Source organism: Mesorhizobium sp. M0174 (assembly GCF_040322275.1).
In the GTDB taxonomy this organism is placed as follows: Bacteria; Pseudomonadota; Alphaproteobacteria; order Rhizobiales; family Rhizobiaceae; genus Mesorhizobium.
Window position 1 is genome coordinate 26,389 of the sequence record NZ_JAMYTB010000026.1, and the last position, 23,461, is coordinate 49,849.

General features: G+C 57.4%; 17 protein-coding genes and 4 pseudogenes. 12 read left to right on the forward strand and 9 right to left on the reverse strand.

Going from position 1 to position 23,461, the window contains the following annotated elements; translation table 11 throughout:
- Positions 1-13 precede the first annotated feature (13 nt).
- Positions 14-944, forward strand: a pseudogene (gene tnpC / locus NKJ13_RS28065) (IS66 family transposase); the annotation flags it as partial.
- Between the two features lie 63 nt (positions 945-1,007).
- On the opposite strand, the gene NKJ13_RS28070 reads toward tnpC, so the two are convergent.
- The 4 genes from NKJ13_RS28070 to NKJ13_RS28085 form a co-directional block, all read right to left on the reverse strand.
- On the reverse strand, positions 1,008-1,859 hold the full coding sequence (locus tag NKJ13_RS28070) for an ABC transporter permease (RefSeq protein ID WP_352778930.1): 852 nt from the start codon (positions 1,857-1,859) through the stop codon (positions 1,008-1,010).
- Positions 1,860-1,894: 35 nt separating this feature from the next.
- Positions 1,895-2,851: an ABC transporter permease gene (locus NKJ13_RS28075; RefSeq protein WP_352691337.1), complete on the reverse strand. Its 957-nt coding sequence runs from the start codon at positions 2,849-2,851 to the stop codon at positions 1,895-1,897.
- Positions 2,852-2,869: 18 nt separating this feature from the next.
- On the reverse strand, positions 2,870-4,459 hold the full coding sequence (locus tag NKJ13_RS28080; RefSeq protein ID WP_352778932.1) for an ABC transporter substrate-binding protein: 1,590 nt from the start codon (positions 4,457-4,459) through the stop codon (positions 2,870-2,872).
- Positions 4,460-5,186: 727 nt separating this feature from the next.
- Positions 5,187-5,987, reverse strand: a complete 801-nt coding sequence (locus NKJ13_RS28085; protein WP_352778934.1) for a CmcI family methyltransferase — start codon at positions 5,985-5,987, stop codon at positions 5,187-5,189.
- A gap of 886 nt (positions 5,988-6,873) precedes the next feature.
- On the opposite strand from NKJ13_RS28085, the pseudogene NKJ13_RS31670 reads away from it, so the two are divergent.
- Positions 6,874-7,077 (forward strand): annotated as a pseudogene (locus tag NKJ13_RS31670) (IS66 family transposase); the annotation flags it as partial.
- 950 nt (positions 7,078-8,027) lie between these two features.
- Complete coding sequence (locus tag NKJ13_RS28095) at positions 8,028-8,642, forward strand: 4'-phosphopantetheinyl transferase family protein (protein WP_352778936.1); 615 nt, start codon at positions 8,028-8,030, stop codon at positions 8,640-8,642.
- Positions 8,643-8,811: 169 nt separating this feature from the next.
- On the opposite strand, the pseudogene NKJ13_RS28100 reads toward NKJ13_RS28095, so the two are convergent.
- Positions 8,812-9,016 (reverse strand): annotated as a pseudogene (locus tag NKJ13_RS28100) (transposase); the annotation flags it as partial.
- A gap of 77 nt (positions 9,017-9,093) precedes the next feature.
- On the opposite strand from NKJ13_RS28100, the pseudogene NKJ13_RS28105 reads away from it, so the two are divergent.
- From NKJ13_RS28105 to NKJ13_RS28140, 8 genes and pseudogenes are all read left to right on the forward strand, one after another.
- A pseudogene (locus NKJ13_RS28105) lies at positions 9,094-9,358 on the forward strand (transposase); the annotation flags it as partial.
- Between the two features lie 1,019 nt (positions 9,359-10,377).
- Positions 10,378-11,169: an SDR family NAD(P)-dependent oxidoreductase gene (locus NKJ13_RS28110; RefSeq protein WP_352778938.1), complete on the forward strand. Its 792-nt coding sequence runs from the start codon at positions 10,378-10,380 to the stop codon at positions 11,167-11,169.
- A 1,139-nt stretch (positions 11,170-12,308) separates the two neighbouring features.
- Positions 12,309-13,016 (forward strand): class I SAM-dependent DNA methyltransferase, encoded by a 708-nt coding sequence (locus NKJ13_RS28115; protein WP_352778940.1) that lies wholly within the window; start codon positions 12,309-12,311, stop codon positions 13,014-13,016.
- Positions 13,017-13,249: 233 nt separating this feature from the next.
- Complete coding sequence (locus NKJ13_RS28120; RefSeq protein ID WP_352691325.1) at positions 13,250-14,245, forward strand: isopenicillin N synthase family dioxygenase; 996 nt, start codon at positions 13,250-13,252, stop codon at positions 14,243-14,245.
- Positions 14,246-14,479: 234 nt separating this feature from the next.
- Complete coding sequence (locus NKJ13_RS28125) at positions 14,480-14,812, forward strand: LysR family transcriptional regulator (protein ID WP_352691322.1); 333 nt, start codon at positions 14,480-14,482, stop codon at positions 14,810-14,812.
- Between the two features lie 749 nt (positions 14,813-15,561).
- A complete protein-coding gene (locus NKJ13_RS28130) occupies positions 15,562-16,506 on the forward strand; it encodes a dihydrodipicolinate synthase family protein (RefSeq protein WP_352691320.1) in 945 nt (314 codons plus the stop codon).
- The gene (locus NKJ13_RS28135; protein ID WP_352778942.1) at positions 16,484-18,010 is read left to right on the forward strand and encodes an aldehyde dehydrogenase; all 1,527 of its coding nucleotides are present in this window, start codon (positions 16,484-16,486) and stop codon (positions 18,008-18,010) included. Before NKJ13_RS28130 ends, NKJ13_RS28135 begins: the two co-directional genes overlap by 23 nt.
- Positions 18,011-18,023: 13 nt before the next feature.
- Positions 18,024-19,346: an NAD(P)/FAD-dependent oxidoreductase gene (locus NKJ13_RS28140; protein WP_352778945.1), complete on the forward strand. Its 1,323-nt coding sequence runs from the start codon at positions 18,024-18,026 to the stop codon at positions 19,344-19,346.
- On the opposite strand, the gene NKJ13_RS28145 is transcribed toward NKJ13_RS28140, so the two are convergent.
- Entirely contained in the window at positions 19,343-20,254 is a 912-nt protein-coding gene (locus NKJ13_RS28145; RefSeq protein ID WP_352691317.1) for a LysR substrate-binding domain-containing protein, read from the reverse strand. The two genes, NKJ13_RS28140 and NKJ13_RS28145, sit on opposite strands and share 4 nt — an antisense overlap.
- 709 nt (positions 20,255-20,963) lie before the next feature.
- On the opposite strand from NKJ13_RS28145, the gene NKJ13_RS28150 reads away from it, so the two are divergent.
- Positions 20,964-21,164, forward strand: coding sequence for a helix-turn-helix domain-containing protein (locus NKJ13_RS28150; RefSeq protein WP_352778947.1), 201 nt, complete (start codon positions 20,964-20,966; stop codon positions 21,162-21,164).
- Between the two features lie 220 nt (positions 21,165-21,384).
- On the opposite strand, the gene NKJ13_RS28155 is transcribed toward NKJ13_RS28150, so the two are convergent.
- Genes NKJ13_RS28155 through NKJ13_RS28165 form a run of 3 tightly spaced genes read right to left on the reverse strand, consistent with a single transcriptional unit; the run spans position 21,385 to position 23,424 of the window.
- Complete coding sequence (locus NKJ13_RS28155) at positions 21,385-21,969, reverse strand: Pycsar system effector family protein (RefSeq protein ID WP_352778950.1); 585 nt, start codon at positions 21,967-21,969, stop codon at positions 21,385-21,387.
- A 17-nt stretch (positions 21,970-21,986) separates the two neighbouring features.
- A complete protein-coding gene (locus NKJ13_RS28160; protein ID WP_352778952.1) occupies positions 21,987-22,745 on the reverse strand; it encodes an E2 domain-containing protein in 759 nt (252 codons plus the stop codon).
- 40 nt (positions 22,746-22,785) lie between these two features.
- Entirely contained in the window at positions 22,786-23,424 is a 639-nt protein-coding gene (locus NKJ13_RS28165) for a nucleotidyl cyclase domain-containing protein (RefSeq protein WP_352778955.1), read from the reverse strand.
- Positions 23,425-23,461: the final 37 nt, after the last annotated feature.

A 23,461-nucleotide genomic window follows, 5' to 3' on the forward strand; every position in this document is an offset into this window, starting at 1 on the left:
GCCACGATCCACTCCCCATGGGATCTGCCGCGCCTGCGAGGACGTTGTCGTTCAGGCTCCGGCGCCCGCCCGGCTGATCGAGGGCGGGCTTCCGACCGAGGCGACGGTCGCCCAGGTGCTGGTCTCCAAATATGCCAATCACTTGCCGCTCTATCGTCAGGCCCAGATCTACGCCCGGCAGGGCATCAATCTCGATCGCTCTACGCTCGCCGACTGGGTCGGCCGTGCCGCCTGGCACCTGCGTCCGGTGCATGAGCGGCTGCTTGGCAAATTGAAGGCTTCGCCGAAGCTCTTCGCCGACGAGACGACCGCGCCGGTGCTCGATCCCGGCCGCGGCAAGACAAAGACCGGGCACCTCTGGGCCTATGCGCGTGACGATCGGCCGTGGCAGGGAGCCGACCCGCCGGGCATCGACAGCCTATGTGTACGCACCCGACCGGAAGGCCGAGCGTCCGATCGCTCATCTCGCAGGCTTCACTGGAATCCTGCAGGTCGACGGCTATGGCGGCTATCGTGTGCTGGCCGACAAGAGCAGCGTGACGCTCGCCTTCTGCTGGGCGCACGTTCGCCGGCGGTTCTATGAATTGGCCGTGTCCGGACCGGCGCCGATCGCCGGCGAGGCGCTGAGACGGATCGCCGAGCTCTACAGAATAGAGGACGATATCCGCGGCCGATCGGCCGATGAACGCCGTGCGGTACGTCAGGAAAATAGCCGTGCCATTGTCGCCGATCTTGAACCCTGGCTGCGCGAGAAGCTCGGCCTGATCAGCCAGAAGACAAAGCTCGCCGAGGCGATCCGCTACACGCTCTCGCGCTGGCAAGGCCTGACACGCTTCCTTGACGACGGCCGCATCGAGATCGACAGCAACACCGTCGAGCGCTCAATCCGTCCGATCGCGCTCAACCGCAAGAACGCGCTCTTTGCTGGCTCGGACGGCGGCGCCTCCGCACTATTGGACAACCTCGAACGACGCCGCTCAACCGATTGACCCGAGCTTGCAGGGACCTCAGTCTTTCAGTCCGCTAGCGGTATGCAGGAACCAGTCCACGACCAAATTCACGGATACGGCCAGCAGCGCGATCGCCCCGGCAGGGAGTAAGGGCGTGGTGTCAGCGTAGGCGATGAGGGTTGCACTGTCCCTGACCATCGAACCCCAGTCTGAGGTAGGCGGCTGGATGCCTAGGCCCAGAAAGGAGAGACCGCTGATCAAAAGAAACACAAAGCAAAATCGGAGACCAAATTCAGCAATCAAGGTGGGAAGGATGTTGGGCAGGATCTCGCGTCCCATAATCCACAGGGCCCCCTCTCCGCGGAGCCTGGCAGCCTCGACATAATCCGAGACCGCCGCGTTGATCGCGACCGCCCTGCAGAGCCGGAATACGCGCGTGGAATCAAGCGCCGCAATAATCAGGATAAGTGATGTCGTCGATGTTCCGAAAATGGAAAGCAGCAGCAGCGCGAATATGAGCTGCGGAATGGACATCAGGATGTCCACGATCCTCGAGAGTACCTGATCTGTCCACCCACCGAAATTGGCTGCCGCGAGCCCGGCCGAAGTTCCAATCGAAAAAGCCAGAGAAGTCGTCAGCAGGGCGATGCCGATGGTGTTTCGCGCCCCGAAAATGAGCCTCGTGAACATGTCTCGCCCAAGATTGTCCGTTCCAAGCCAAAAACTGGAACTCCACGGCTCGAACTGATCGCCGACGATCTGGGCCTCGCCATACGGGGCAAGTTGTGGCGCGAACACGGCCGCAACGAGGTAAAGCACGATCACGACCATACCGAATTGCGCACTCAGCGGCGCCGATGCGAATACGCTAGCCCCTTTTTTCAACGCTCCGGGCTGCACAGCTGTCATGTCGTCACTCGCTATAGCCTGTCATGGCTGAAAGGTCATTTGGGGTGCATCAGCCGCGGGTTCATCACTATAGAGAGGATGTCTGCGGTCAGGTTCAGAAGCACGTAGGTGGCCGCAAAAATCAGGCTGCATGCCTGAACGACGGGAATGTCACGCTTTTGCACCGAATCTACGATCAGCTGGCCCAGCCCCGGATAGACGAACACAACCTCCACTACGACAACACCGGTGATGAGATAGGCAAGGTTGAGCACGACCACGGTTGCTATGGGCGCCAAGGCGTTTGGCAGCGCATGCCTGACCATGACGCGCCACTCAGACATCCCTTTGAGCCGGGCCGTTTCAATGTACTGATTGCCGAGGAGGTTGATGATGGATGTACGGGTCATCCGCATCATGTGAGCCAGCACGACTATGGCCAGCGTGAATGCGGGCAGCGCGACGGCATTCAGCCGCATCAGAAGGGTGGTGCTTAAATCGACATCGGACAAGCTCGGCAGAATTCCTGCGTGGACGGCGAGGAGTAGGATCAGGATATACGCCACAAAGAACTCAGGGAAGGAGATCGAGGCCAATACGACGACATTGAGGGCACGGTCGAGAAATGTGTTGCGATGCAGCGCTGCCACGATGCCGCCAAGCAGTGCGAGCGGCACGGAAATCACCGCTGCGCTCACCGCCAGAAACATTGTATTGAAAAGGCGAGGGGCAATCAGTTCCCCGATGTCCCGTCCATTGGAGAGTGCCGTTCCAAAGTTCCCTTGGAGTATTCCACCGAGCCAGTCGAAATACCGAAGATAGACGGGGACGTTGAGACCAAGGCTCTTCCTGAAAGCAGCCACCGTTTCCGGTGTCGCCGACTGCCCCAGCATTTGCGTTGCGATATCGCCCGGTAGGAACTGTATCCCCGCGAAAATCATAAGGGAAACAATCCACAGGGTCAACGCGCCGAGTGCAACGCGCTGACCAACGATCTTGGCGATAGAGTTCATAACTAGCTTTCAACAAGCTCAGGCTTCAGCGAACCACCAGCGCTCAATACAGCGGAATCCGTCCAGATCCCAATTGGACGCGATCTTGTTATGGCCGATTTTACGAGACAAAGCACTGACGTTGTTTGCAAAAACCGGGATGACTTCGCCGCCGTCATCTCTGACAATGCTCTGCATTTCCGTGTACATCGTCAAGCGCTTGGCGTCATCGAGTTCGGACCGGGCAGCCAGCAGCAGTTCGTTGAAGCGAGCATTTTTCCAATGACCCTGGTTCCAGGCCGCATCGGCGGCATAGCCTTGGGAGAACATCCAGTCCGCGGTAGGACGGCCGAGCCAGTAGCTCATGTAAAATGGCTTCTTCAGCCAAACCGAATCCCAATAGCTATCGTTTGGCTCGCGAACGACTTTGATGTTGATGCCGGCCTTGGCCGCATTCTGCTGGTAAATCTCCGCTGTATCCACCGCTCCGGCAAACGCTGCGTCAGCAGCCGACAGATCGATGTTCAGTTCCGAAAGGCCAGCCTTTTTGAGATGGAACCGAGCCTTGTCCGGATCGAACTGCCGTTGTTCCAAATCTTTGGCGTAGAACCGATTTGTGGTCCCGATCGGGTGATCGTTGCCGAGCTTGCCGTGGCCATGCAGCAAGGTGTCCAGCAGTTGCTGGCGGTCAATGGCATATTTCAGTGCCAAGCGAACATCTGGATTGCTCAGCGGTGCCACGGCGCAATCCGTAGGCGTGCAGTAGAATTGAGTTCCGGCGATGGATAAGATCTCCAGATTTTCATTCCGCTCCAAGAGGTGGACGGTTTTCAGGTCGGTCCTGTCCATGGCGTGGATCTGACCGGTGGTCAGCGCATTCGTGCGAGCTGTGACGTCCTGGATGGCAAGGGCCTCGAACGAATCAAACCAGGCCGCATCCGTTTTCCAGTAATTGGCGAACCGTTTCCCGGAACCCTTGACGCCGAAGTCAATCTTAACAACTGCGTAACCCCCGGCACCAACCCCCGAAAGGTCCGCCTTGCCGTCTTTGGCAGGTACGATGGCCAGATGGAAATCTTCAAGAAGATACGGAAAGTCGGCGTAGCCGCTCTTTAAAGTAAAGACCACAGTTCCTTTTCCGTCTGCACGGACATCGTCGATGGGATCGACAATGGTCTTCGCTCCGGATTTGGAATCTGCACCACGATGGTGGTTGATCGAGGCGACGACGTCCTCGGCTCTCAAGGTCTTTCCATTGTGAAATTCGACCCCGCTGCGCAGCTTAAAGGTGTAGGTCTTCGCGTCCTTTGACACATCCCAGGACTCGGCGAGTTCACCATTGAGCTTACCGTCTGCGTCGATGCTCGTGAGATAACCGTGAATGGTTTTGCCGTATAACTCGATGAACTGGTTGGCAAATGATCCCGGGTCAAGGGAGTCGGACGTCGCACCGGCGCCGATCCCAATCTTGAAATGGCCACCCTTCTTCGGTTGTGACGCTTGAGCGACAGCGCCATAGATGCCGCTTGACGATGCCAGGGCAAGGGCGCCGGCGCCCGCTGCCGTCTTCAGTAAAGTCCTTCTGCTGACACCCGCATCAGGCTTCAAACGTTCGTCCCAATTGTTCATTGCTGTTCTCCTCATTGCTATTGTTATAGTTTATGCAACCGGCGAGACATCGGGAGGTCATGATGGCTCACTAACGTTCCTCTCGTCGCCAACGGTCATTCGGTCGCTGCAGGCATGCGAGTTTCCACCCCAAGAAAGGCTGCCACGCGGGGATAACACGGCCTTCTGGCTCGACAGTCGCGAGAAATTGTCACCTGCCGCATGACATTTATTCAACGTCCGCGTGCCCATCCAAAACTCGCGCTTTGGTCTCAGCGCTTTGTTATGGGTGGGGTTACCAAGGAAATCCTGGCATGAGATGGATCGTTGGATTTGGCCCTGAAGCCTCACCATCAGGCCTCTTCAACAACTGATGCAGGCTGAGGGCTGCCGATATCAATATGCCCTGCAAAGGGGTTCTGCGGCCTCGGCCTAGGGCCGCTGGGTCTTTCGCTGGAAAGAAGGTGCCAGGGACACCGCCGGCCCAGTGCATCAGTGGCGGGCTGCGAGAAGCAAACGGTTTCACAGTTCCACGCACGCTCGTCTATCTCCGACGTTAGTGATGAGCCGGATTAGCATGGCTGCCCGGAGCCATAGCCGCGAAAAAAAGTAGCCTGCCGAGTGATTTTATTTCGGATGTCGCACGGTCTGTCCTTCCCAGTGATCACACCATCGACCGGCTCGCAGCTCCGTCAATCTGGCGTTGCCTACGTTACGAGCCCAACGGAGCTGTATATCAGAGCCACGGTTACGACTTTCTAAGCCATGCATTTGGAGCACAAGTGACATTAATTCCGAACGCGTCGGTATAGTAGGTATCAATTAGAAAACCTGACTCCTCTATCAACTGGAATCCGTCGATAATCTCCTTGTTTACTTGCACTGGATTGTCTTCAATCACGTAGTAGTCACCATGTGTCATGAACGTGTTTAAGTAAGAAAATATAGAAAATATTTGCACGTGAGCGTCGTCGATCACAAGCCAAGGATGAGGAAGCCGCGCCAACAAATTTTCATCGAAGTTGGTAGCATCAGAAAGGTCGATTTGGTGAAAAGTAAGCAGTGGATGCTTTGTCGCATTCTCATGGACGCACTTGGTGTACAAATCAAAGGAGTGTACTTCACCGGCGTTATCACACAGCACCGACATATTATCAGCAAACCACAGTCCGCTGCCACCCTGATATGAACCCAGTTCTATGATTGTCCTCGGCTGAAGTTCCCAAATTAGCCGCGGATACAGAGCAAGATCGAAAGGAGTCTTTATAAGTATAAGTCCTTTATAAGTCTTTGCCAAGGCTCCGATTTTTGTGGAGCGCTTGTCAGCAATCCATGGGAAGATAGACGACATCCATGTTCTATCGGATGGCCTTGCAAAGCGCCCAGAATCATCAGTGTTCAGCACGTTGCTAATGGTGTCAAACATTCCCAGCCAGTCAGGAATGAACTCTCGCCACCCCTGATCAAGAAGTCCGTCGGGCTTCATCTGATCGGGGTAGTTCTCGTGGGCGGCATCCCAAAAAGCCTTGTACCCGGAAGCGAGTTTCATGAGTCTATCTCCATGTTGCATCTGCCTCCTTATCGATGCAATCGGCGTGCCACTTCCAGAATGAGGTTGCGCGCTTTTGACGAGAGCGAAAAGCCGCCCGCATGCCTGCTGGAATGTCCGCGCGCTTGTCGGGTCCGGGACATCATGGACGAACCCCTACATCAAGATTCGCTCCGCCACTGGCAGGTCTTGGACACGCTTCACGCTTAGCGCGGCTAGAGACGCGCAGGTATGTGCTGTTCCGCCGCGTAGATGCTATGGGCGAGCGGAAAGGGTCTGGCATTCTTCGCTCTTCAAGCGTGGTGTGGACGCATGCGGCCGCACCGCGGGCCGGGACTCTAGGCGAGAAGGGCGTGGCTCATCAAATGCACCAAGGTGACCCTGCTCCGCTTCGGCTGCTGCGACTTCTGCCTGAGCCTGTGTCAGGCGGCGACTGGATAGTATCGGGGCGAGTTCTACCGATGAACCTCTGCATGGCAAGAGCTTTATTGCTAACGGGTTTGGCGCTGCGAACCCTGACCACTCTGCGCCGGGATCGGCTCAAAGCTTCAGCCTAGGACACCGCCTGTCAGATAAAGTTTAAACCCTTTTACAATCGACGAGACCGGTCTGTCGACCAAGATGGCTCCGCGATACAGCCTTCGACCTGGCGCGCCAGCCTGGAGTAGCTGAGATCAATGCTACCGCCTTATTCATGAGCCTCTGATTTGACGCTGAGCGGCGGACATGTGGCGGCGCGGCGTCTTTTTTCCCCGCGACTGTGTCTGGACTTGTGAACGCGCTGGGGGTTTGAAGCTGTCTGGTTCGAAGGGGGCTGCTGCCCCCCCCGCGGTCATGGTCCAGCCGGCTGACGAGCGCTTCATTTTGCCGCCCCGAACTTGGCTGCGAGAAGCTCGCCCTACCAGCCAGAGAAGACAAACTCGCCGAGGCAACCCTACACCCTCGCGCCCTGACCCGCTTCCTGGACGATGGCCGCATCGAGATCGACTCCAACACGGTCGAACGCTCAATTCGCAAGAACGCGCTCTTCGCCGGCTTCCACGGCGGCGCCAAGTACCGGCAACATGTAAGGGTCTTGTTGGAGCGATGCGCGAAAACTTGGCGGCTTCCATGTGTCCGGCCTCCCTAGGAGGCGGCACGTTTGGCCGCCGGCCCAGGTGAGATCCGCGGATCGGGTCCATAACAAATTGACGCGCTTAGGGCGCCTACAGGGTTTAACTGGGTGCCCCGATCTCGTCTATCACTGCGCGTCATCTTCCCATTCAGCGCCGATGCACCACGACCGCCAGGACCCGCTGATCCTGCCGGCCGATACTTATGCCCTGCGTTATGTCTCCTCTCGCGTCATCACTGCCCAGATGGTCCTCGCCATTTTTTGGCCACTGCGACACACCGAGCCTGATCGGCTTGCGCGCAATAATGCGCCTAGCCAACTTTGAGCGAAGTTCGGCCTGCTGCGCGACCAACGTATCGTTGGGATGGCGCCAATGAAGAGGTGCCGGCGGATAGTGCGATCGCCCAACGTCGTGATGCGTCCCAACCGTTCTTGCCACCGCTCGAGTTCTGACGTGGCACAAGGTCGAGCCATGCCGCGAAGTCGGCCTGATCGGAAACCGCGGATATCCCGCACTCCAGCTAAATATCGCACTGACGGTGATCGCGCCGACGCCTGGTATGCTGAGCAACCTGGCAGCTTCGGGTTCTGCACGGCAATGCGACGCCCAGCCGACGAAGCCGACGCAGTATGCGCCGCAGCGGAAAATAGGCAGCCGTGCTGCCGTTCCTGAGGGACCACCGGATCTGGCGTTAGAATGTTCACTCGGTGGCCTTCTTCGGCAAGTTTCCAGGCTACCCCACAGCCGCGCCGCCACCACCCTCGTCGCAAAAGCACGCACTTAGTCCACGGCCGGCCAACCCGGTTCTTGGTGATCGTGCGCCCAAGAACATCCTCCGTCCTCTGGGACCCTGTTGTCGGGACTCGACCACTAGCTATATTGCGTAAGACTCCCGTCCGGAAACCTCAAAGGAGGGGCCAAATAGGTGGATATTATAAGGGTTGATCAACAGATCCTAGTTGGCATTCGTCCGATAGAACACGTCGACGAGGCCGCCTTGTTCGCTTCTGAAGTTGCTGCAATGGGACGCGCTGTTCTCAAAGTTCGTCGCCAAAGTGGTGCGGCAAGAATTATCGCCCGAACCCTCCTAGGGACACTAGGATTTCCACCCATGTCTATCTTAAAGACGCAATCTGGTGTTCCGATCTGGCCGGTCGGCATTGTTGGCTCTTTGGCCCATCACGATACAGTAGCAGCCGCCGCTATTGCAGAGACGAAAGCCATCGGAGCACTGGGTATCGATGTTGAGCCGAATGAACCTCTTCCCAGCGGCTTAATTGATTTGATTGCAACTTCTAGAGAGAAAAGAATGTACGACTCGCGTTTGCTCCGGCGACGAGATCTGTTCGTTCTTAAGGAGGCCGTCTATAAGGCGTTTTTCCCACTTTGCAACGAAACCCTTGAGTTTCAGGACGTCGAGATTGACATCGACTCCACCGTCGCTTACGTACCGAAGGCAAATTGTACTTTTTCCATTCAAATACACCGTTCCAAAAATGTGATCGGCTTGGCTTATCTAAAAAGACCTGATCGAAGATAGGTTGGTGTCATGTTAGTAAATGCCGCCGCTGCCGTATCCATCGGAAATCATGCGCTTCTTCAGCGGGCCGCGCATACCCTTTTCAGGCGCTCGCTCCCGATCGCCGCGTAAAAGAAGCGGAGAAACTCGCCCCGGTATCTGGTCTTTGCCCTAGAGTCCGTTTGGAAAATCACGGATGGGTGTTTTCAGCGGGTGAGATTGCCGGCCACTGCGACAAGAATCATGGCGTGAGAGACGTCGATGCGCTGCTCGTAGTCGCGCACGACGCGGCGCCATCGGGTCATCCAGCCGAATGTCCGCTCGACGACCCGGCGGCGGGGCAAGACTTCGAAGCGCTTCTGGTCGTCGGATCGACGGATGATCTCGACGACGAAGGTCGAGATAGCATGATCTTGCCCCTCTGATCTGATCCGGTTTGAAGTTCGTTTTGGCCAATCGAGAGGACCAGGACATGAAACGTAGCCGCTTCTCTGAAGAGCAGATCATCAGAATTTTGAAGGAACATTGAGGCCGGGGTATCGGTTGCCGATCTGTGCCGCAAGCACGGGGTCAGCGACGCCTCGATTTACAACTGGAAGGCCCGCTTCGGCGGGATGGATGTCTCCGAGGCTCGGCGACTGAAGCCTGTGGAGGACGAGAACACGCGGCTGAAGCGGCTTCTGGCCGACGCCATGCTCGACAATGCCGCGTTGAAGGATCTTGTGGGAAAGAATGTATGGTCCGCCCCTTCCGTGCAAGGGTTCGCGACATCGCCGATGACGATTCCAGTTGCATAAATGTATCCGGCCTCTCTCGAGTGGACTGCTGTTGCAGCCAGGCCATGATGAGATCCGTGCACGCCGTTCCCAATAAATGGTTCGCGCACGAAGCCCGCTTTTTGCACAGGGCTTACGGCATGCTGATCCACTGTTTCGTCATCGCTGTTCCCGAGCCTTGCAATCGAGCCAAAAGCGTCAGGCCAATGCAGCATCCCTGCGTTCGTAGAGGCTCCCGGCTTCCGCCTTGCGCCAGACAAACAGCAGTGGGGTGGAAATCCGGTGACGCCGCGCTGTCGCGGATGCCTGCCGCGGAGCTGAATAGCTCTCCTAGACGATCCGCAGCTTCCCCCCTCCGACCAGCGGCCGGCGGCCAGTGTCAACCATCTCGAGACGGGTGACTTGGCGGCAGTCAGTAGCGATATCCATACGGACAGTCAGCTACACCTCCGTTCGCCCGCAAGGCGGCTCTCCTCGGACGCGCGCGACCGAAACCCGCAAACCCTGTCTCGAAAATCTCCGAGTTGTCTGTTATGCCTCTGATCACCGCGCCACAGAGAAAGATTGACCAAGAATGAACTGTTAAACAAGCTTCACAATTGTCGGCGAGAGAATTCAAACTGGTCGTGAATGTTTCACAATATTGTTGTCAGAAAAGTACGAAAAAATCGCTATATTGCTCCCATAAAATTCGGCTGACAATTCGCGAATGACATAATCGCAGGAGCTGAGCAACGTCAACTCATCGAGGAGCGCCATGACCGATAATGCTAGAGCTAACAGGTTACTCGGCCGGTTTTCGATCGCCACCACCCGCGTAGCCGCCGGAGTACTTTCAACCGTGCGCCTCGCGCGTCCATTAAGCTCAGGAAGGAGCCGTCCTACCGCCTGCGACTTAAAATCCCAAATTAACTTGGTGCGAGGCCGCTGTTTGCGCGTCGCCTGACTCCGTCAAAATGTCTGAAGCATAGGAAAACACCGTGGCTAAAGTAGCAATTGTGACAGGATCGGCTACGGGCCTGGGAGCGACTTGTGCCATCGGCCTCGCAGCGCGTGGCTGGAACGTCACGGTCAACTATAGTCGAAGCAAGAAGGAGGCCGACGAGACTTATGCCAAAGTCAAAGCGCACGGTGTTGAAGCTATCGTTGTGCAGGCCGACGTGGCGCAGGATGCCGATTGCCGCAAACTGGCCGCCGAGACCCTGAGCGAGTGGGGGCGCATCGACGGCCTTCTCAATAACGCTGCCACCACAAGGTTCCAAAAAGCCGGCGACCTTGAAGACGTCACGCCGGAGGATTTCGACCGCATATTTCGCGTGAACACCATAGGCGCTTTCATGATGTGCCGTGCTGTGTTTCCGGCGATGAGAAAACAATGGGAGGAAAGCAAAAAACGCGGCGCGATCGTGAATGTGTCCACCAATGGCACCCTTATCGGCAACGGCAGCTCACTGCCGTATATGCTGTCTAAGGGCGCCCTAAATACTCTTACTCTGGTGCTGGCACGCTGGCTCAGCCCTGCCGTTCGGGTGAATGCCATTTCCCCCGGCCTAATCCAGACCCGTTGGATGCTGAATGGCCTGGGCGAAGTTGAATACAACAAGCTGAAAGAAGACGAGGAACAGAGAACACCTCTACGCCAGGCAGGAACACCGGAGCAGACGTCCGAGGCTGCGCTGTTCTTCCTAACGGAAGCGTCAAACATTACCGGGCAGAACATTATTGTCGATGCCGGCAGCCATCTTGGACTGCTGCCGAAGCCTTGCAGCTAAACTTAGGACCGGCATGCGCGCGCTGACTGTGCGCTCGATGATCTGCGAGAGCGGACTTTTGCCGGGGCGACAGTCCAACTGGCATCTTTCGCGCTGATAAATGCGTCGCCATTCGGACCTACAAAGGCTGCCGGTGCGCCGGCAGCAGGGCACGGGATGGGGGCTTCAGAGCCTCGATGCAATCTCGATGGAATAGTGAGATTGACCCGAAACGGGTCGCTTTGGCGCTGGCATCAAGCGATGTACGCTTGGGGCGCGCAACCTCCTCGCCTTGAGCCGGTCGGCGCCCGACACCCTGGCTTGGCCGGCAATATGCAGGAAGAGAAGATTATGCGATGGGGGCGAGCTTGAGCCTGGTCTCCGGCGCTAGCACCGGTCAGGAGGTGTCGGATCAGTCGAAGTGGATTTCGACCTCTCTGGCTGTCGAATAGGTTCATGTCAGCTCGCGGGAAGATACCACCTCTTTCGTTGGACAAGTATGACAATAGTGTGATGGAACATAAAATACAGTAAACTGACCTTAAAAACTGTGAAATGTATTCTTATCTTTAACTGGGCTGGCTGATACACAACTTCGATGATATTCCTTCTGTGGAGCCTGGTTATAAATTTCACCGATTGGCTTGCGAAGGAAGTCCAATGTGTACTGTCGAGGCTGAACGAAGCGCGGTGGGCGCCGCTTGTTTCCACACTGGATCGGATTTATTGGTGCCGGCAGGGTTGTGCCAGCCGGCAGCCAAGCTCTTGGACGCCGGCTATCAGGTAAACAAAACATCAATCCCGCGGCCGCGAACGACTTGCCGGAAAAGAACACCCGGTTACAAGACGCATCGAGATGCGACCCGCGAGTACGGCATTTGTTGTCACCTACCTGCCGCTGCCACGCAATGTCTTCGACAAATTAGTAGGCGCACAGGGGCGCCTTGGCCGGACTGCGCCGGACAGTGCTCAAGTCGACACATCAAACTGAGCACGCTTGAGATCGCCCGTCCGGCGGCAGCAGGTGGCGTGCATTTCGCTTGAAGCGCGCGCACGCCCGGCTCAGCGTACGGAACGAACAGGTCTTGGGTTGAGCCGGCCATTGCGCTTCCAATGACAACTTTACGGCATTCGGATCACTCATACACGGAGGAACTATCATGAACACCCTCGATCGGCAGACGGCACTGGAGCAAGCCGCCCGAAAGCGCATTAAGGATTCCCACGCTCTCGACAGCGACGCCGGTCGCTTGGCCCACTTCTATCGCGGATGGGCCAGTTCCTACGATTCGGATGTGGGCCGCGATGGATACTGCGGGCCGATGATCGTGGCGGAACTCGCGGGCGCCATGCAGACGGCCTATTTGGCTGGGCACCGAGCAGCCATCGCAATCATGGACGCTGGCTGCGGAACAGGCCTCGTGGGCGTGGAACTGGAACGCCTCGGGTTCCGGTTGATCGACGGGTTCGATCTCTCCGTGGAGATGGCCGAAAAGGCCCAGCAAACTTGCGTCTACCGCAATGTCCGAGGCGATGTCGACCTTAACGGGCCGCTCTCCGACTACTCCAGCGCGAGCTATGACATCACGGTCTGCTGCGGCGTCTTCACACTCGGGCATGTCCGACCAGATGCACTGCGCGAACTGGCCCGCGTCACGCGCCCGAACGGATTCGTCATCGTAAGCACCCGGAAGAGCTATGCGGAGACCACATCCTTTGAAGATGAGGTGCGGAGTCTACAAAATGCGGGCATCCTTATACCGGCACAGCGTCTAAACGACGGCAGATACGTAGCGGAGGAGGACGCGCACTACTGGGTTTTCCAGGTGCCCATGAAGGCCAGTGCACCAACGGAGCAGCGGCCATGATGACGCCATCGCAAAACTCGCTGGCGATGACTTGCAGCCTATTCAAAGAGACACGAAGAGCCGCGATCGCCTACGGATCCCCTGCCAGGAGTTCGGTGTCTTCTACATTGTTGAGCATGGCACCACGGAAGAACGCATCGCGCCAGATACCAACCTTCCCGGCAATTCTTCATGCTGCTAGTCAAAAATGTCCAATTCGTTGTTTCGGCTCCATCGTCAAACAAAGGTGATTAATGCGCAAAGGTCTCGTAGGTAAACTGGACGACAAGCTGCGCGCGAAACGCGAAAGCTTTGACAAGCTGCCGGTCGTTGACATCGCGCCGCTTCTCGATGGCAGCAACAAGCACAGGGTGGCGAAGGAGATACGTTGGGCGTTGTCGAACACTGGGTTCATGTATGTGAAGAACCACGGTATTCCGCAGGATTTTGTGGATTCGGTGTTCGATGTGAGCCGTCGGTTCTTTGATCTGCCCACGTCGCAGAAGATGACATTGCACGTTAGCAAATCCGATGTGGCGCTCCGCGGATACATTGAGCCGTTCGGGGAGAACACCGATCCGGGCAAGACGAAAGACCTGAAGGAGTGCTTTGACATCGGACCTGAACGTTCGACGCTGGAAGGTCCGTTTTTTGGCCCCAACCAGTGGCCCTCAAGTTTGCCCGAGTTCCAGAAATTGACATACGGATACCATCAAAAAATGGTGGACCTCGCTAAAATACTCTTGAAGGGAATCGCGCTCAGTCTAGACCAGTCGGAAAGCTATTTCGAAACCTTCATGCGCAACCCGATCAGCATTCAGCGCCTGCTTCATTATCCGCCGCAGAGTGGCTACATTGGCGAAGAGATCATAGGTATTGGCGCCCACACGGACTACGGCAATCTGACCATCCTGGCGCAGGACGACGTGGGTGGTCTTCAGGTCATGAACCGAGATGGCGATTGGGTCGAGGGCATTCCGATCCACGGCACATTCGTAATCAACATTGGCGATCTGATTCAGCGGCTCACCAATGCTGTCTACCTGGCGAACATGCACCGCGTGGTGAATACCTCGGGACACGAGCGATACTCAAATCCCTTCTTTATTGACGCTGATTTCGACGCGATCATCGAACCATTGCCCTCATGCGTCACGGACAGCAACCCGCTTCGCTACAACCCGGTGACGTGCGGCGAGCACAAATTCGCGCGTTTCGCGGCTAGTTACGCTCACTTGGCCAAAGCGTAATGAGAGCGGAGCTGCAATTACTCACATGACGGGCGCCAGGGGCGGGCAGAAGGGGAAGTGGTGCAGCTGAAACGGTGCGCCAATTGGTACGCAATTTGCTGGGGCCACGGCAGACGGTCGCACTCCGTTAAGAGGCTGACGTAATTAGTCAAAATGGCGGCGGTCCTTTATGGGCAAGAGGACGAGCGGATACCCTTGTTTGGTTCGCGAGTCCCGATCTGATTGGTTTCTTCCATGGTTCCTCGATATTACGATCTCCCGTCACTAACAGCCCTCACGGCGTTCGAGGCCTCGGCACGCCATCTCTCATTCAAGCTTGCGGCTTCCGAGCTGGGCGTGACATCGGGAGAAATCAGGCGGCAGATCAAAGCCATTGAGGACGAACTTGGTGTTCCGCTGTTTGTGAGGCGAGGAACCGCCGTGATGCTTACCAGCTCTGGCAAAGACATCTACAGCGTGCTGGCAAGCAGCTTTTCCAAGGCGTCCGATGTCGTCAGGACCATCAGACGCGATCGTTCCGGGAACGTCACGATGCCTACAGCGATGCGCTCGCGTCGATGTGGTTGACGCCGCGAATGCCGGCGTATTGCACTGCATGCTGTATCAAAGTTGACTATGTAATTTCCGACATTCCGCGACTATTGCGGGCGCACAAGTCGAGCTGCGCATCCTCTATGGGTGCGGCTCATGGCCTGACGAGACAGCGGAACTGTTGTTGGGCGCATCATCTACCCAGTCTGCGGTCCCGGCTTCGCCCAGGAGCACAACGAGCAACCCCCAAGTGCTTGCCCCAACTGCTGCTCGTGAACGTCGGATGGATTGAACCGACTGGGCCGGATGAGACGAGTCCTGCGGCGTGCGGGGATTACGCACGGGGCGAGCAAGTTTTTCGTGGCTTTGCAAGCCCTCCGGCTGATCAGGGCGTTGCCGTGGGCTGGCAACCCGCGCGAACATTGTCCAAGAGGGCAAGCTCAACAAGATCACCGACCTCGAACTGGACGCCATCGGGAGGATACCAACTGACGTGGAACGACAGCCGGCGCCTGTCGCGGGGGCGGAGCGGGTGAGCGAGTGGTTCGGAAGATTTAGACCGAAGAGCGGAACGCCTGAAGGTAGAGCTCGCGCCCGGCGTGTGCCTTTGAACGCCTTTGCCCGATGAGCGAACAGTTAGTAGCCCGACACGCCGGTTCTCATAGGCAGGCTCGATACGGCCAGAACCGCAAAAAAGTTGCCTGCCAGATGATTTTATTTCGGCTGCTCCCACTCCTCAGCTTGCATATAACACTGACCTGTAGCCCCAAACTGGAGCGAGGCAGATGTCGTTCAAAGGCGTTATTCCGCCCGTCACAACGCCCTTTCACGCGGACGGGTCGATCGACCGTGACGGTTTCTGCGTCATGGTCGAGCACCTAGTCTCGACTGGCGTCCACGGTATCATTGTCGGTGGCACGACAGGAGAGTACTACGCCCAGTCACGCGACGAGCGTGTCAGCCTTCTTAAGCTTGCCAGGAACGTGGTGAAGGGGAAGATGCCCCTAATCGCCGGCGTCGGCGCCATTCGCACCGACGACTGCATTGAATACGCGCTAATTGCAAAGGACCTCAAGTACGACGGCATCCTGATCGGCTCGCCGTACTACGCTGTTCCCACGCAGCTCGAACTTGCCAATCATGCACTTGCGATCGACAAGGCCGCCAATCTACCGGCGATGCTCTACAACTATCCCGGACGCACCGGCACGATGATGGACGTCGAGTTCCTGGACCGGGTCGGTCGCAGCTCCAATTTCTGTGCCATCAAGGAATCCAGCGGCAGCATGAACCAGCTGCACGCCTTGGCTCGTGACTACCCGCACATCGATCTGTTCTGCGGCATGGATGATCAGGCGCTTGAATTCTTCGCCTGGGGCGCAAAAGGATGGGTCTGCGGCGCCGGCAACTGCCTGCCGACAGAGCACCTCGCGCTATACGAAGCCTGCGTGATCGAGAAGGACTTCACCAAGGGCCGGCAGATCATGTCGGCGCTTCTGCCTCTGATGAGGCTTCTCGAACAGGGCGGCAAATTCGTCCAGAGCATCAAGTTCGGGTGCGAATTGGCTGGATTGCCGGCTGGGCCCGTGCGCCTGCCGATGCGGGCACTCGGCGACGAACAGAAGCGGGAACTCGAGTCGACGATCCGCACTCTTAAGGCAGTCATCGCATCAATCACTGTAAAATCCCAGAAGAGGGCTTCCGAGAATGTCATCGCTATTAACGCGTGATGAGTACCAGAACTTAGCGGACAGCCTGCCACTGCCGACCAGCGCAGTAATAGATGGCAAGGCGCGGGCTGCACAATCTGGGGATACTTTCGAGACCATCAATCCCGCGACAGGGCAGGTCATCGCCAAGATCGCTTCCTGCGGCCAGGCCGATGTCGATCTCGCTGTCGAGAAGGCGCGACTGGCGTTTGAATCGGGCGCCTGGTCGCGTGCGCATCCGAGCGAGCGCAAGCGCGTCCTGCGGCGGCTCGTGAAACTGATGAAGCGAAACGCCCATGAGCTTGCAGTACTTGAGACGCTCGAAAGCGGCAAGCCGATCTTCGACGTCGAAACCATAGACATCCCCGAGGCTCTGCATTGCCTGGAATGGCATGCGGAAGCCACCGATAAGCTCTACGGCCAGACGTCACCTTCGGGCGACGATGTCGTGTCGATGATCGTGCGCCAGCCGCTGGGCGTGGTCGCCTGCGTTCTGCCCTGGAATTTCCCGATCCTCATGCTGGCCTGGAAGATCGGTCCGGCACTTGCGACGGGGAACTCCGTCATTGTCAAGCCGGCCGAGCAGACCAACATGTCGACGTTGCGGATCGCCGAACTGGCGCATGAGGCCGGGCTGCCGTCAGGCGTCCTGCAAATCGTCACCGGTCCGGGCGAAGTGACCGGCAAGGCACTCGGCGTGCATCCCGATATCGACATGGTCGCCTTCACCGGGTCAACTGACGTCGGCCGGAAATTCTTGGAATATTCCGCCAAGTCCAATCTCAAGCGCGTCGTGCTCGAATGCGGCGGAAAGAACCCATGCATCGTGCTGGAAGACGCCGAGAACCTCGACGTTGTTGCACAGCACGTCACCCAAGCTGTTTTCTGGAACATGGGCGAGAACTGCTCGTCCAATTCCCGCCTGATCGTACACGAGAAGATCAAGGATCGCTTGGTGGAAACCGTCCTCCACAAGCTAAAGGAATGGCCTTTGGGCGAGCCACTGGATCCGGGCAATCGGCTCGGCGCCATTGTGTCGAAGGAGCAGTTCGACCGCATCATGGGCTACATCAAGAAGGGGCGGGAGGAAGGCGCCAGGATCGTCACGGGCGGCAACGCACACAAGTACGGCAAAGGCTATTTCATCGAGCCTACCGTATTCGACGATGTCACGCCCGAAATGGCGATTGCGCGAGAGGAAATTTTCGGTCCAGTGCTGTCGGTAATCAAAGTCGCCAACGCTGACGAGGCGCTTCGAGTCGCCAACGACACGCAATACGGGCTTGCAGCATCGATCTTTACCGCCAATCTCGGCAAGGCGCATCGCATCGCAAGGGATATTCGCGCAGGGACGGTGACCATCAATTGCTACGGCGAAGGAGACGTCTCGACACCCTTCGGCGGCTTCAAGCTTTCGGGCTTCGGGGGACGAGACAAGTCTTTGCATGCCCACGACCAATATACTGAACTCAAGACCATCTGGGCGGACATCTCCGATCCTAAGGTCTCGCGTTCGGTAGACTAGCCTGGTCGCATCGATGAGCGATTATGAGGCTGCCCGCACCCCTGCGGACACATCCATGCCCGGCTGGTACGGTATTCTGCCGCCTCCCAAGGCACCTGAGGTGCTGCGCGGCCGTCACAAGGCGGACTGGCTCATTGTAGGAGCTGGGTTTGCTGGCTTGGCGGCCGCGCGGCGCCTCTCACAACTGGTGCCGAACGAGCGCATAGTGGTGATCGATGCTCAGCGCGTCGGCTGGGGTGCTGCCGGACGCAACTCCGGCTTCATGATCGATCTGCCGCACGAGCTCGGTGGGGAGCATTACGGCGGAAGTCAGGACCGCGACCGCAAGCGCATCCGCATGAACCGCGCCGCGATCGAATTTTCGGCTTCGGCCGCGGACGAATATGCGTTGCAGAAATACTTCGTTCGGGCCGGCAAGTACCACGGAGCCGCAACCGATCACGGTGTTGCCGTCCTGCGCGAATTCGAAAAACACCTGACGGGGCTAGGCGAGCCATTCGAGCGGCTCGACGCGCTGCAGTTGAAGGAAATCACCGGAACCGAGTTCTTCGTCGGCGGTACGTTTACGCCTGGAACGGTAATGGCACAGCCGGCCGGCTTCATTCGTGGACTCGCCGAAGGTTTGTCGAGGCGTGTGCAGCTATTCGAGAATTCACCGGTGACTTCTCTGCAAACAGGCAAACTGCACACTGCCAAGACGGCCGAGGGCGAGATCACCGCGCCACGGTTGATCCTCACCGTTAACGGTCATCTCGAAAGCTTTGGCTTCTTCAAGAAACGCCTGCTGCATGTGTTCACTTACGCCAGCATGACGACGCCGCTTTCCAAGAGCGAACAGACAGCGCTGGGAGGTGAGCCGCATTGGGGCTTGATCCCGGCCGACCCGATGGGGTCAACCATCCGCAGGATCAGCGATCGGATCGTCGTCCGCAACACCTTCACCCATAATCCGGACATGTCCACCAGTGAGAAGAGGATCCGTCGGATCGGCGCCGTGCACGAGCGATCATTCCAGGCGCGCTTCCCGATGCTGGGTGAAATACCTATGGAGTTTCGATGGGGAGGCCACCTTTGCCTTTCCCTCAACTCCGCTCCTGCATTCGGCGAAGTCGATGAGAGGGTGTTCGTAGCTGGATGCTGCAATGGTCTCGGAACGGTGCAAGGCACCCTCTACGGAATGCTGGCTGCCGATCTTGCCGTTGGCAGTAACGAGCCAATGGTTGCAGATGCCCTGAAAGAGCCAGCCCCGGCTCGGCTTTATCCAGAACCGCTGATGTCGATCGGCGCGCCGCTGAAGCTGTGGGCGATGCAGAAGCGCGCCGGCAGAGAGCTCTAGCTTTCTCGTTCTTGCGCGGCCGCTTCCCGGATCCAGCTACGGAGGCTCTGGGCGGCAGGGGAAAGCGTGCGATTTTGATACCAGGTGAGATAGTAGCTGCCAGGGGCTGGGAGCTCGAGATCGGTCAGTCTGACGAGTTTCCCTTCGTCAATCTGCGCCTTGACAAGGCGGTGCCAGCCAACAGCCACCCCTTGATCGGCTTGAGCAGCCTGAAGCGCCACAAAGAACTTGCCGAAGCGCCGACCGCGGGTCGGCCCATGCGACACCCCTGCGCGCCGTAAGACCTCGTCCCAGCCAGCCCAGTCGGGATCCACCCAGTCAACATGCAGCAACGGGAGGTCGGCCAACGACTCAGCCGTTGCATCGCGATGCTTGCTTGCAAATCCCGGCCCGCATACCGGGTAGATTGTTTCATCGAAAAGGAGCTCAGCATCTTCATTCGACCACGATCCGAACCCGTACCGAATGCGCAATTCGACCTCGGCTCGGCGGTAATCGCGAGGATTGTCCGAGATAAGGTGGTCAACGGCAATATCCTGGTACCGTGTCCAGAAGTCCGGCATCCGTGGGATCAGCCACGTCGACGCGAAGGCGTCCGTGCACGCCAGCGTGACGTTCTTGGAACGGTCGCCGCGTTTCACATTTCGGACGATGTCTGCGGCCCGCGAAAAACCGCTGGCCAACACGCCATAAAGATCTTCGCCGGCGCTTGTCAGCGCCACACCGGTTCCCAATCGGGTAAACAGCGGAACCCCCAGTTCGTCCTCGATCGCTTTTATCTGTCGGCTGACGGCGCCAGGAGTGACGTTCAGTTCCGCAGCAGCCAATTTGAATGACAGGTGCCGGGCAGACGCCTCGAAAACAGCTAAAGCAGTCAGGGACGGCAGGTCATAATAGCGGCGAACCATCTCAAGCTCCAAACACTTCGATAATCGCGCCGCGCGACAAATAGAGCAAGCCGGCTGAATATGTTGGGACACCCATTTACAAGGCGACGCGATAGCCTGCGTTTCGACCGACTATGGCTGCGATCCCCACCCATTTGCGGCGGAACATAGGAGATTTGTATGAACCATGCTTCGCGATCTGCGACTCTGCCAAATCCATGTCCGACGCGGCTGCAGCGGAACATGCCCGGGGAATTGTCTGCGCTTGGCAACTAAACAAGGGGGTGAGACTTTTGCAGGGCTGCCCCACTGGTCTTCAGCAGCCTTTCAGAGACTATGAACCGAACTATCCCTTTAAAGATGGCTAGCCTGTGACTGGCGTTGAGAAGACGAAGACTGCGGTGATAACAGGCGCGGGGGGAGATACCGGGCAAGCGATCTCCAGAGAGTTCGTTGCGGGGGGGCGTGTGGTTGCCGGCGACGTCGAGCGATCGATGTCCTTCACTGCTTCTAGAAGAAACGGAGGCCACGTCAAAACGCGACAAGGAGATTGCTTCTGCACGCCACAAGGCAGTCATTCGGAAGAGGTTTGAGCAAATGAGTGAAATTGCCACCGAAATCAGGCATGTTACGAAGCCGGGAGCTAATCTGTCGCGGAACTGGGCTTTTCGGAAAATGAAGCCAAGCTTTATCACGGGGAGTCCAGAAAGCATATCGAGGAGCTCCTCTCTTGAAGGAGCAGCTCATGGGAGAGCTGGCTGTTTGTATCAAGGAGAACCACTTGAAACAGGAGGAGGCTGCCAAGATTTTTCATGTGACCAGACCGCGCAACTCCGATGTCGTGAACAGGAAGACCAGCAAATTCACGATGGATGCCTTGGTGAGCATGCTGGCCCGCGTAGGCAAACCAGTACGTCTGGTTGTCGGCTGAAGGCAGCGTCGGAAAGACACTGGCGTTTGAGGTTTATGCCGCGACTTGCCACTGGTGCCCGCAGCCGTCGACCATGCCTGCGCAGTGTACGGCGTTCGGGTTTTGCGATCTGGTCAAAAACTCCTTACAGGCGGTTGCGATGTTAGCCGATCCTGCGTCGTCCTTGGCCATACCGAGCTTTCCAGCGAACCTGACCGCACATTCTGACGTCGACAACCGCCTAGCGACTTGCAATAACCCAACGCTGAACGGTTGCCCATGTTGTTTGAAGAGCCCAGACAACCGGTGGCGTTGCCATACAGACACATAAAGCAAGGACGAGTCGGCCGGCTGCGTTGAAAGTCTTAAATTTACGATTTGCGATGCGGGCCTGTACCGCAACCTGGAGAGCCATGTCGTCTAGATAGTCATCGGTTGCGGATTGCCCTTCCTCCGGAAAATATCGCTTCTTGGCGGCTTCACCGAATTCCCCGGCTTCCAGTTTTGCGATGTCGCCGAAATAGAGGAGGTTCGTCGAGCCATCCGCGGCCCGATGAAAGTGATGTAGGAATTTTGGCAGGAATGAAGTCAACGATATGACTGCCGCCACCGCCAAGAGCGGAAGAACGACGAGGAACGCTGCGCGGTAGCCCATGGCTGGTTCGTCCGGAGATCGGAGCATCGTGATGATCGATCCCATCCAAACCGAGCAAAACGTAAGCAGAGCCGCGTTCTTCGTTTCTGCAAATTTTACAAGGTCCAGCATCCGGCCGTGATTGGCCGAAAGCAGTTTCTCGTAAGTATCTTGCTGGTCGTTCTTGGCCATTGAAATCCTATGCTGCCTCATCCAACTGCACGGCCAGAAAGTCGGCGAGAGGGCAGTTGTCCATTGTCCCGCAGCAATTTCAGCGTTGTGTTTTTGAAACTGTAGAAGAACGACTGCTCCGCCTCACGCCAGCCATCTAACGCCAGCGCGAAATCGGCAAGGACATCTGCGTGGTCCGAGCAGGCGGAAATCGGCCGGTTCCCATCGCCGCGTTTGCATCTTTGCCGAAGCGTCATGACGCGACGATCGTTTCGAACTACCGACAGTATCCTCTTCCCGTTCAGGAGCAGTCGGACCCGACGCTCGTTGTTTACTCGCTTCTCCACGGTCGAAAAACGCTCCTCTCGGAGAGAGGATATGAATGCTTTGCCGAGATTGGACGCATTGAATTCTGCGACCGCTTGAAATCTCGCTGCCTCTGGCCCATGGGCTCTAGCATCGGCCTTTCCTGGCCATGAGCGGAGCACCGCCGCAGTGCCCTGCCTAAGGAGAAAAATGAGCAACTTCCCCCACCATCCCGCCGCCGCCTCATGATTGTCGATGGTGTGACGCTCGAGCTCCGCCCAAAAAAGGCAGAAGCTTCCATCGAAGTTTATGTGACGTTCCGGGCAGAATGACGGAAGGCGGTCTGGCTTCACCTCGCGAGCTTTGACTGTCTCGCCGACCCGCGTGATCTCAATAAGAAATTTAGTCGCTGGGGCACCGGAAGCAAGCGCGGGCTGGACAGCAAAGATTGCGCTGTCGCCGTTCTCGCGCATGAGGACGGCATGGTTCAAGGTTGCAGTCTCAGTCAGAAGCCGCACGGCCGACATGGAGTTAGCGCTTCTCCAAGTAAGGTCGAAATGGCGCTTCGGCAGCTCTGGCTATTGAAGGACTCACCACCGCGTAAGCGGCACCGTGGATGGCTTTGGCCACCTTGTTTTCATCGGCAACGAGCGCTTCGAGCACCACATCATAGGTGAGGCCGGACTTTCGCCTCGACGTTCCGAAGAGCGTGCGCACCGATGCCGGGCCTCCGTCATATGCGGTTTGGCCGATTGCCGTCTGCTCGCCAGTGCAGCGTTTCTGTTCGTCCTCTGATCCCAAAACTGCTCGTCCAGTGGAGCAGCGAACACGATTGCCCTGCATGCCAAGTCGGGTGATGGCAGTTGGTCCAAACTCAAAACCAATCGCCAGTCCCAGATCGTCCGTATCCACGTCATTTGCGCGCAGCCGCTCAAGCGCCAGGTCGAAGCTGCTCCTGAGGGCGCCGGCGCAGAGTGTTCCAGTCGATACCGTGTCCTCGGTGTAGGTCTGAAAGGCGGTTCCCTCCATCAAATGGCCATGGATGCAGTCACCGATGAACCTGATACGACGTCCCGAGAAGTCGCAAGAAAGAACTCGATCAAGCTCTGAGCGGATGACATGGAGACAGCGAACAACGTCTTCCGGATCGTCGTCGATATGGGCATCCACGTAGACCCGTGAAATTGTCGACGTCAGCGTAGACCGA

Coding starts and splice junctions, on each gene's coding strand:
- NKJ13_RS28070 (WP_352778930.1), bottom strand. CDS start 1,859: ATGACAGCTGTGCAGCCCGGAGCGTTGAAAAAAGGGGCTAGCGTATTC.
- NKJ13_RS28075 (WP_352691337.1), bottom strand. CDS start 2,851: ATGAACTCTATCGCCAAGATCGTTGGTCAGCGCGTTGCACTCGGCGCG.
- NKJ13_RS28080 (WP_352778932.1), bottom strand. CDS start 4,459: ATGAACAATTGGGACGAACGTTTGAAGCCTGATGCGGGTGTCAGCAGA.
- NKJ13_RS28085 (WP_352778934.1), bottom strand. CDS start 5,987: ATGAAACTCGCTTCCGGGTACAAGGCTTTTTGGGATGCCGCCCACGAG.
- NKJ13_RS28115 (WP_352778940.1), top strand. CDS start 12,309: ATGAACACCCTCGATCGGCAGACGGCACTGGAGCAAGCCGCCCGAAAG.
- NKJ13_RS28120 (WP_352691325.1), top strand. CDS start 13,250: ATGCGCAAAGGTCTCGTAGGTAAACTGGACGACAAGCTGCGCGCGAAA.
- NKJ13_RS28125 (WP_352691322.1), top strand. CDS start 14,480: ATGGTTCCTCGATATTACGATCTCCCGTCACTAACAGCCCTCACGGCG.
- NKJ13_RS28130 (WP_352691320.1), top strand. CDS start 15,562: ATGTCGTTCAAAGGCGTTATTCCGCCCGTCACAACGCCCTTTCACGCG.
- NKJ13_RS28135 (WP_352778942.1), top strand. CDS start 16,484: ATGTCATCGCTATTAACGCGTGATGAGTACCAGAACTTAGCGGACAGC.
- NKJ13_RS28140 (WP_352778945.1), top strand. CDS start 18,024: ATGAGCGATTATGAGGCTGCCCGCACCCCTGCGGACACATCCATGCCC.
- NKJ13_RS28145 (WP_352691317.1), bottom strand. CDS start 20,254: ATGGTTCGCCGCTATTATGACCTGCCGTCCCTGACTGCTTTAGCTGTT.
- NKJ13_RS28155 (WP_352778950.1), bottom strand. CDS start 21,969: ATGGCCAAGAACGACCAGCAAGATACTTACGAGAAACTGCTTTCGGCC.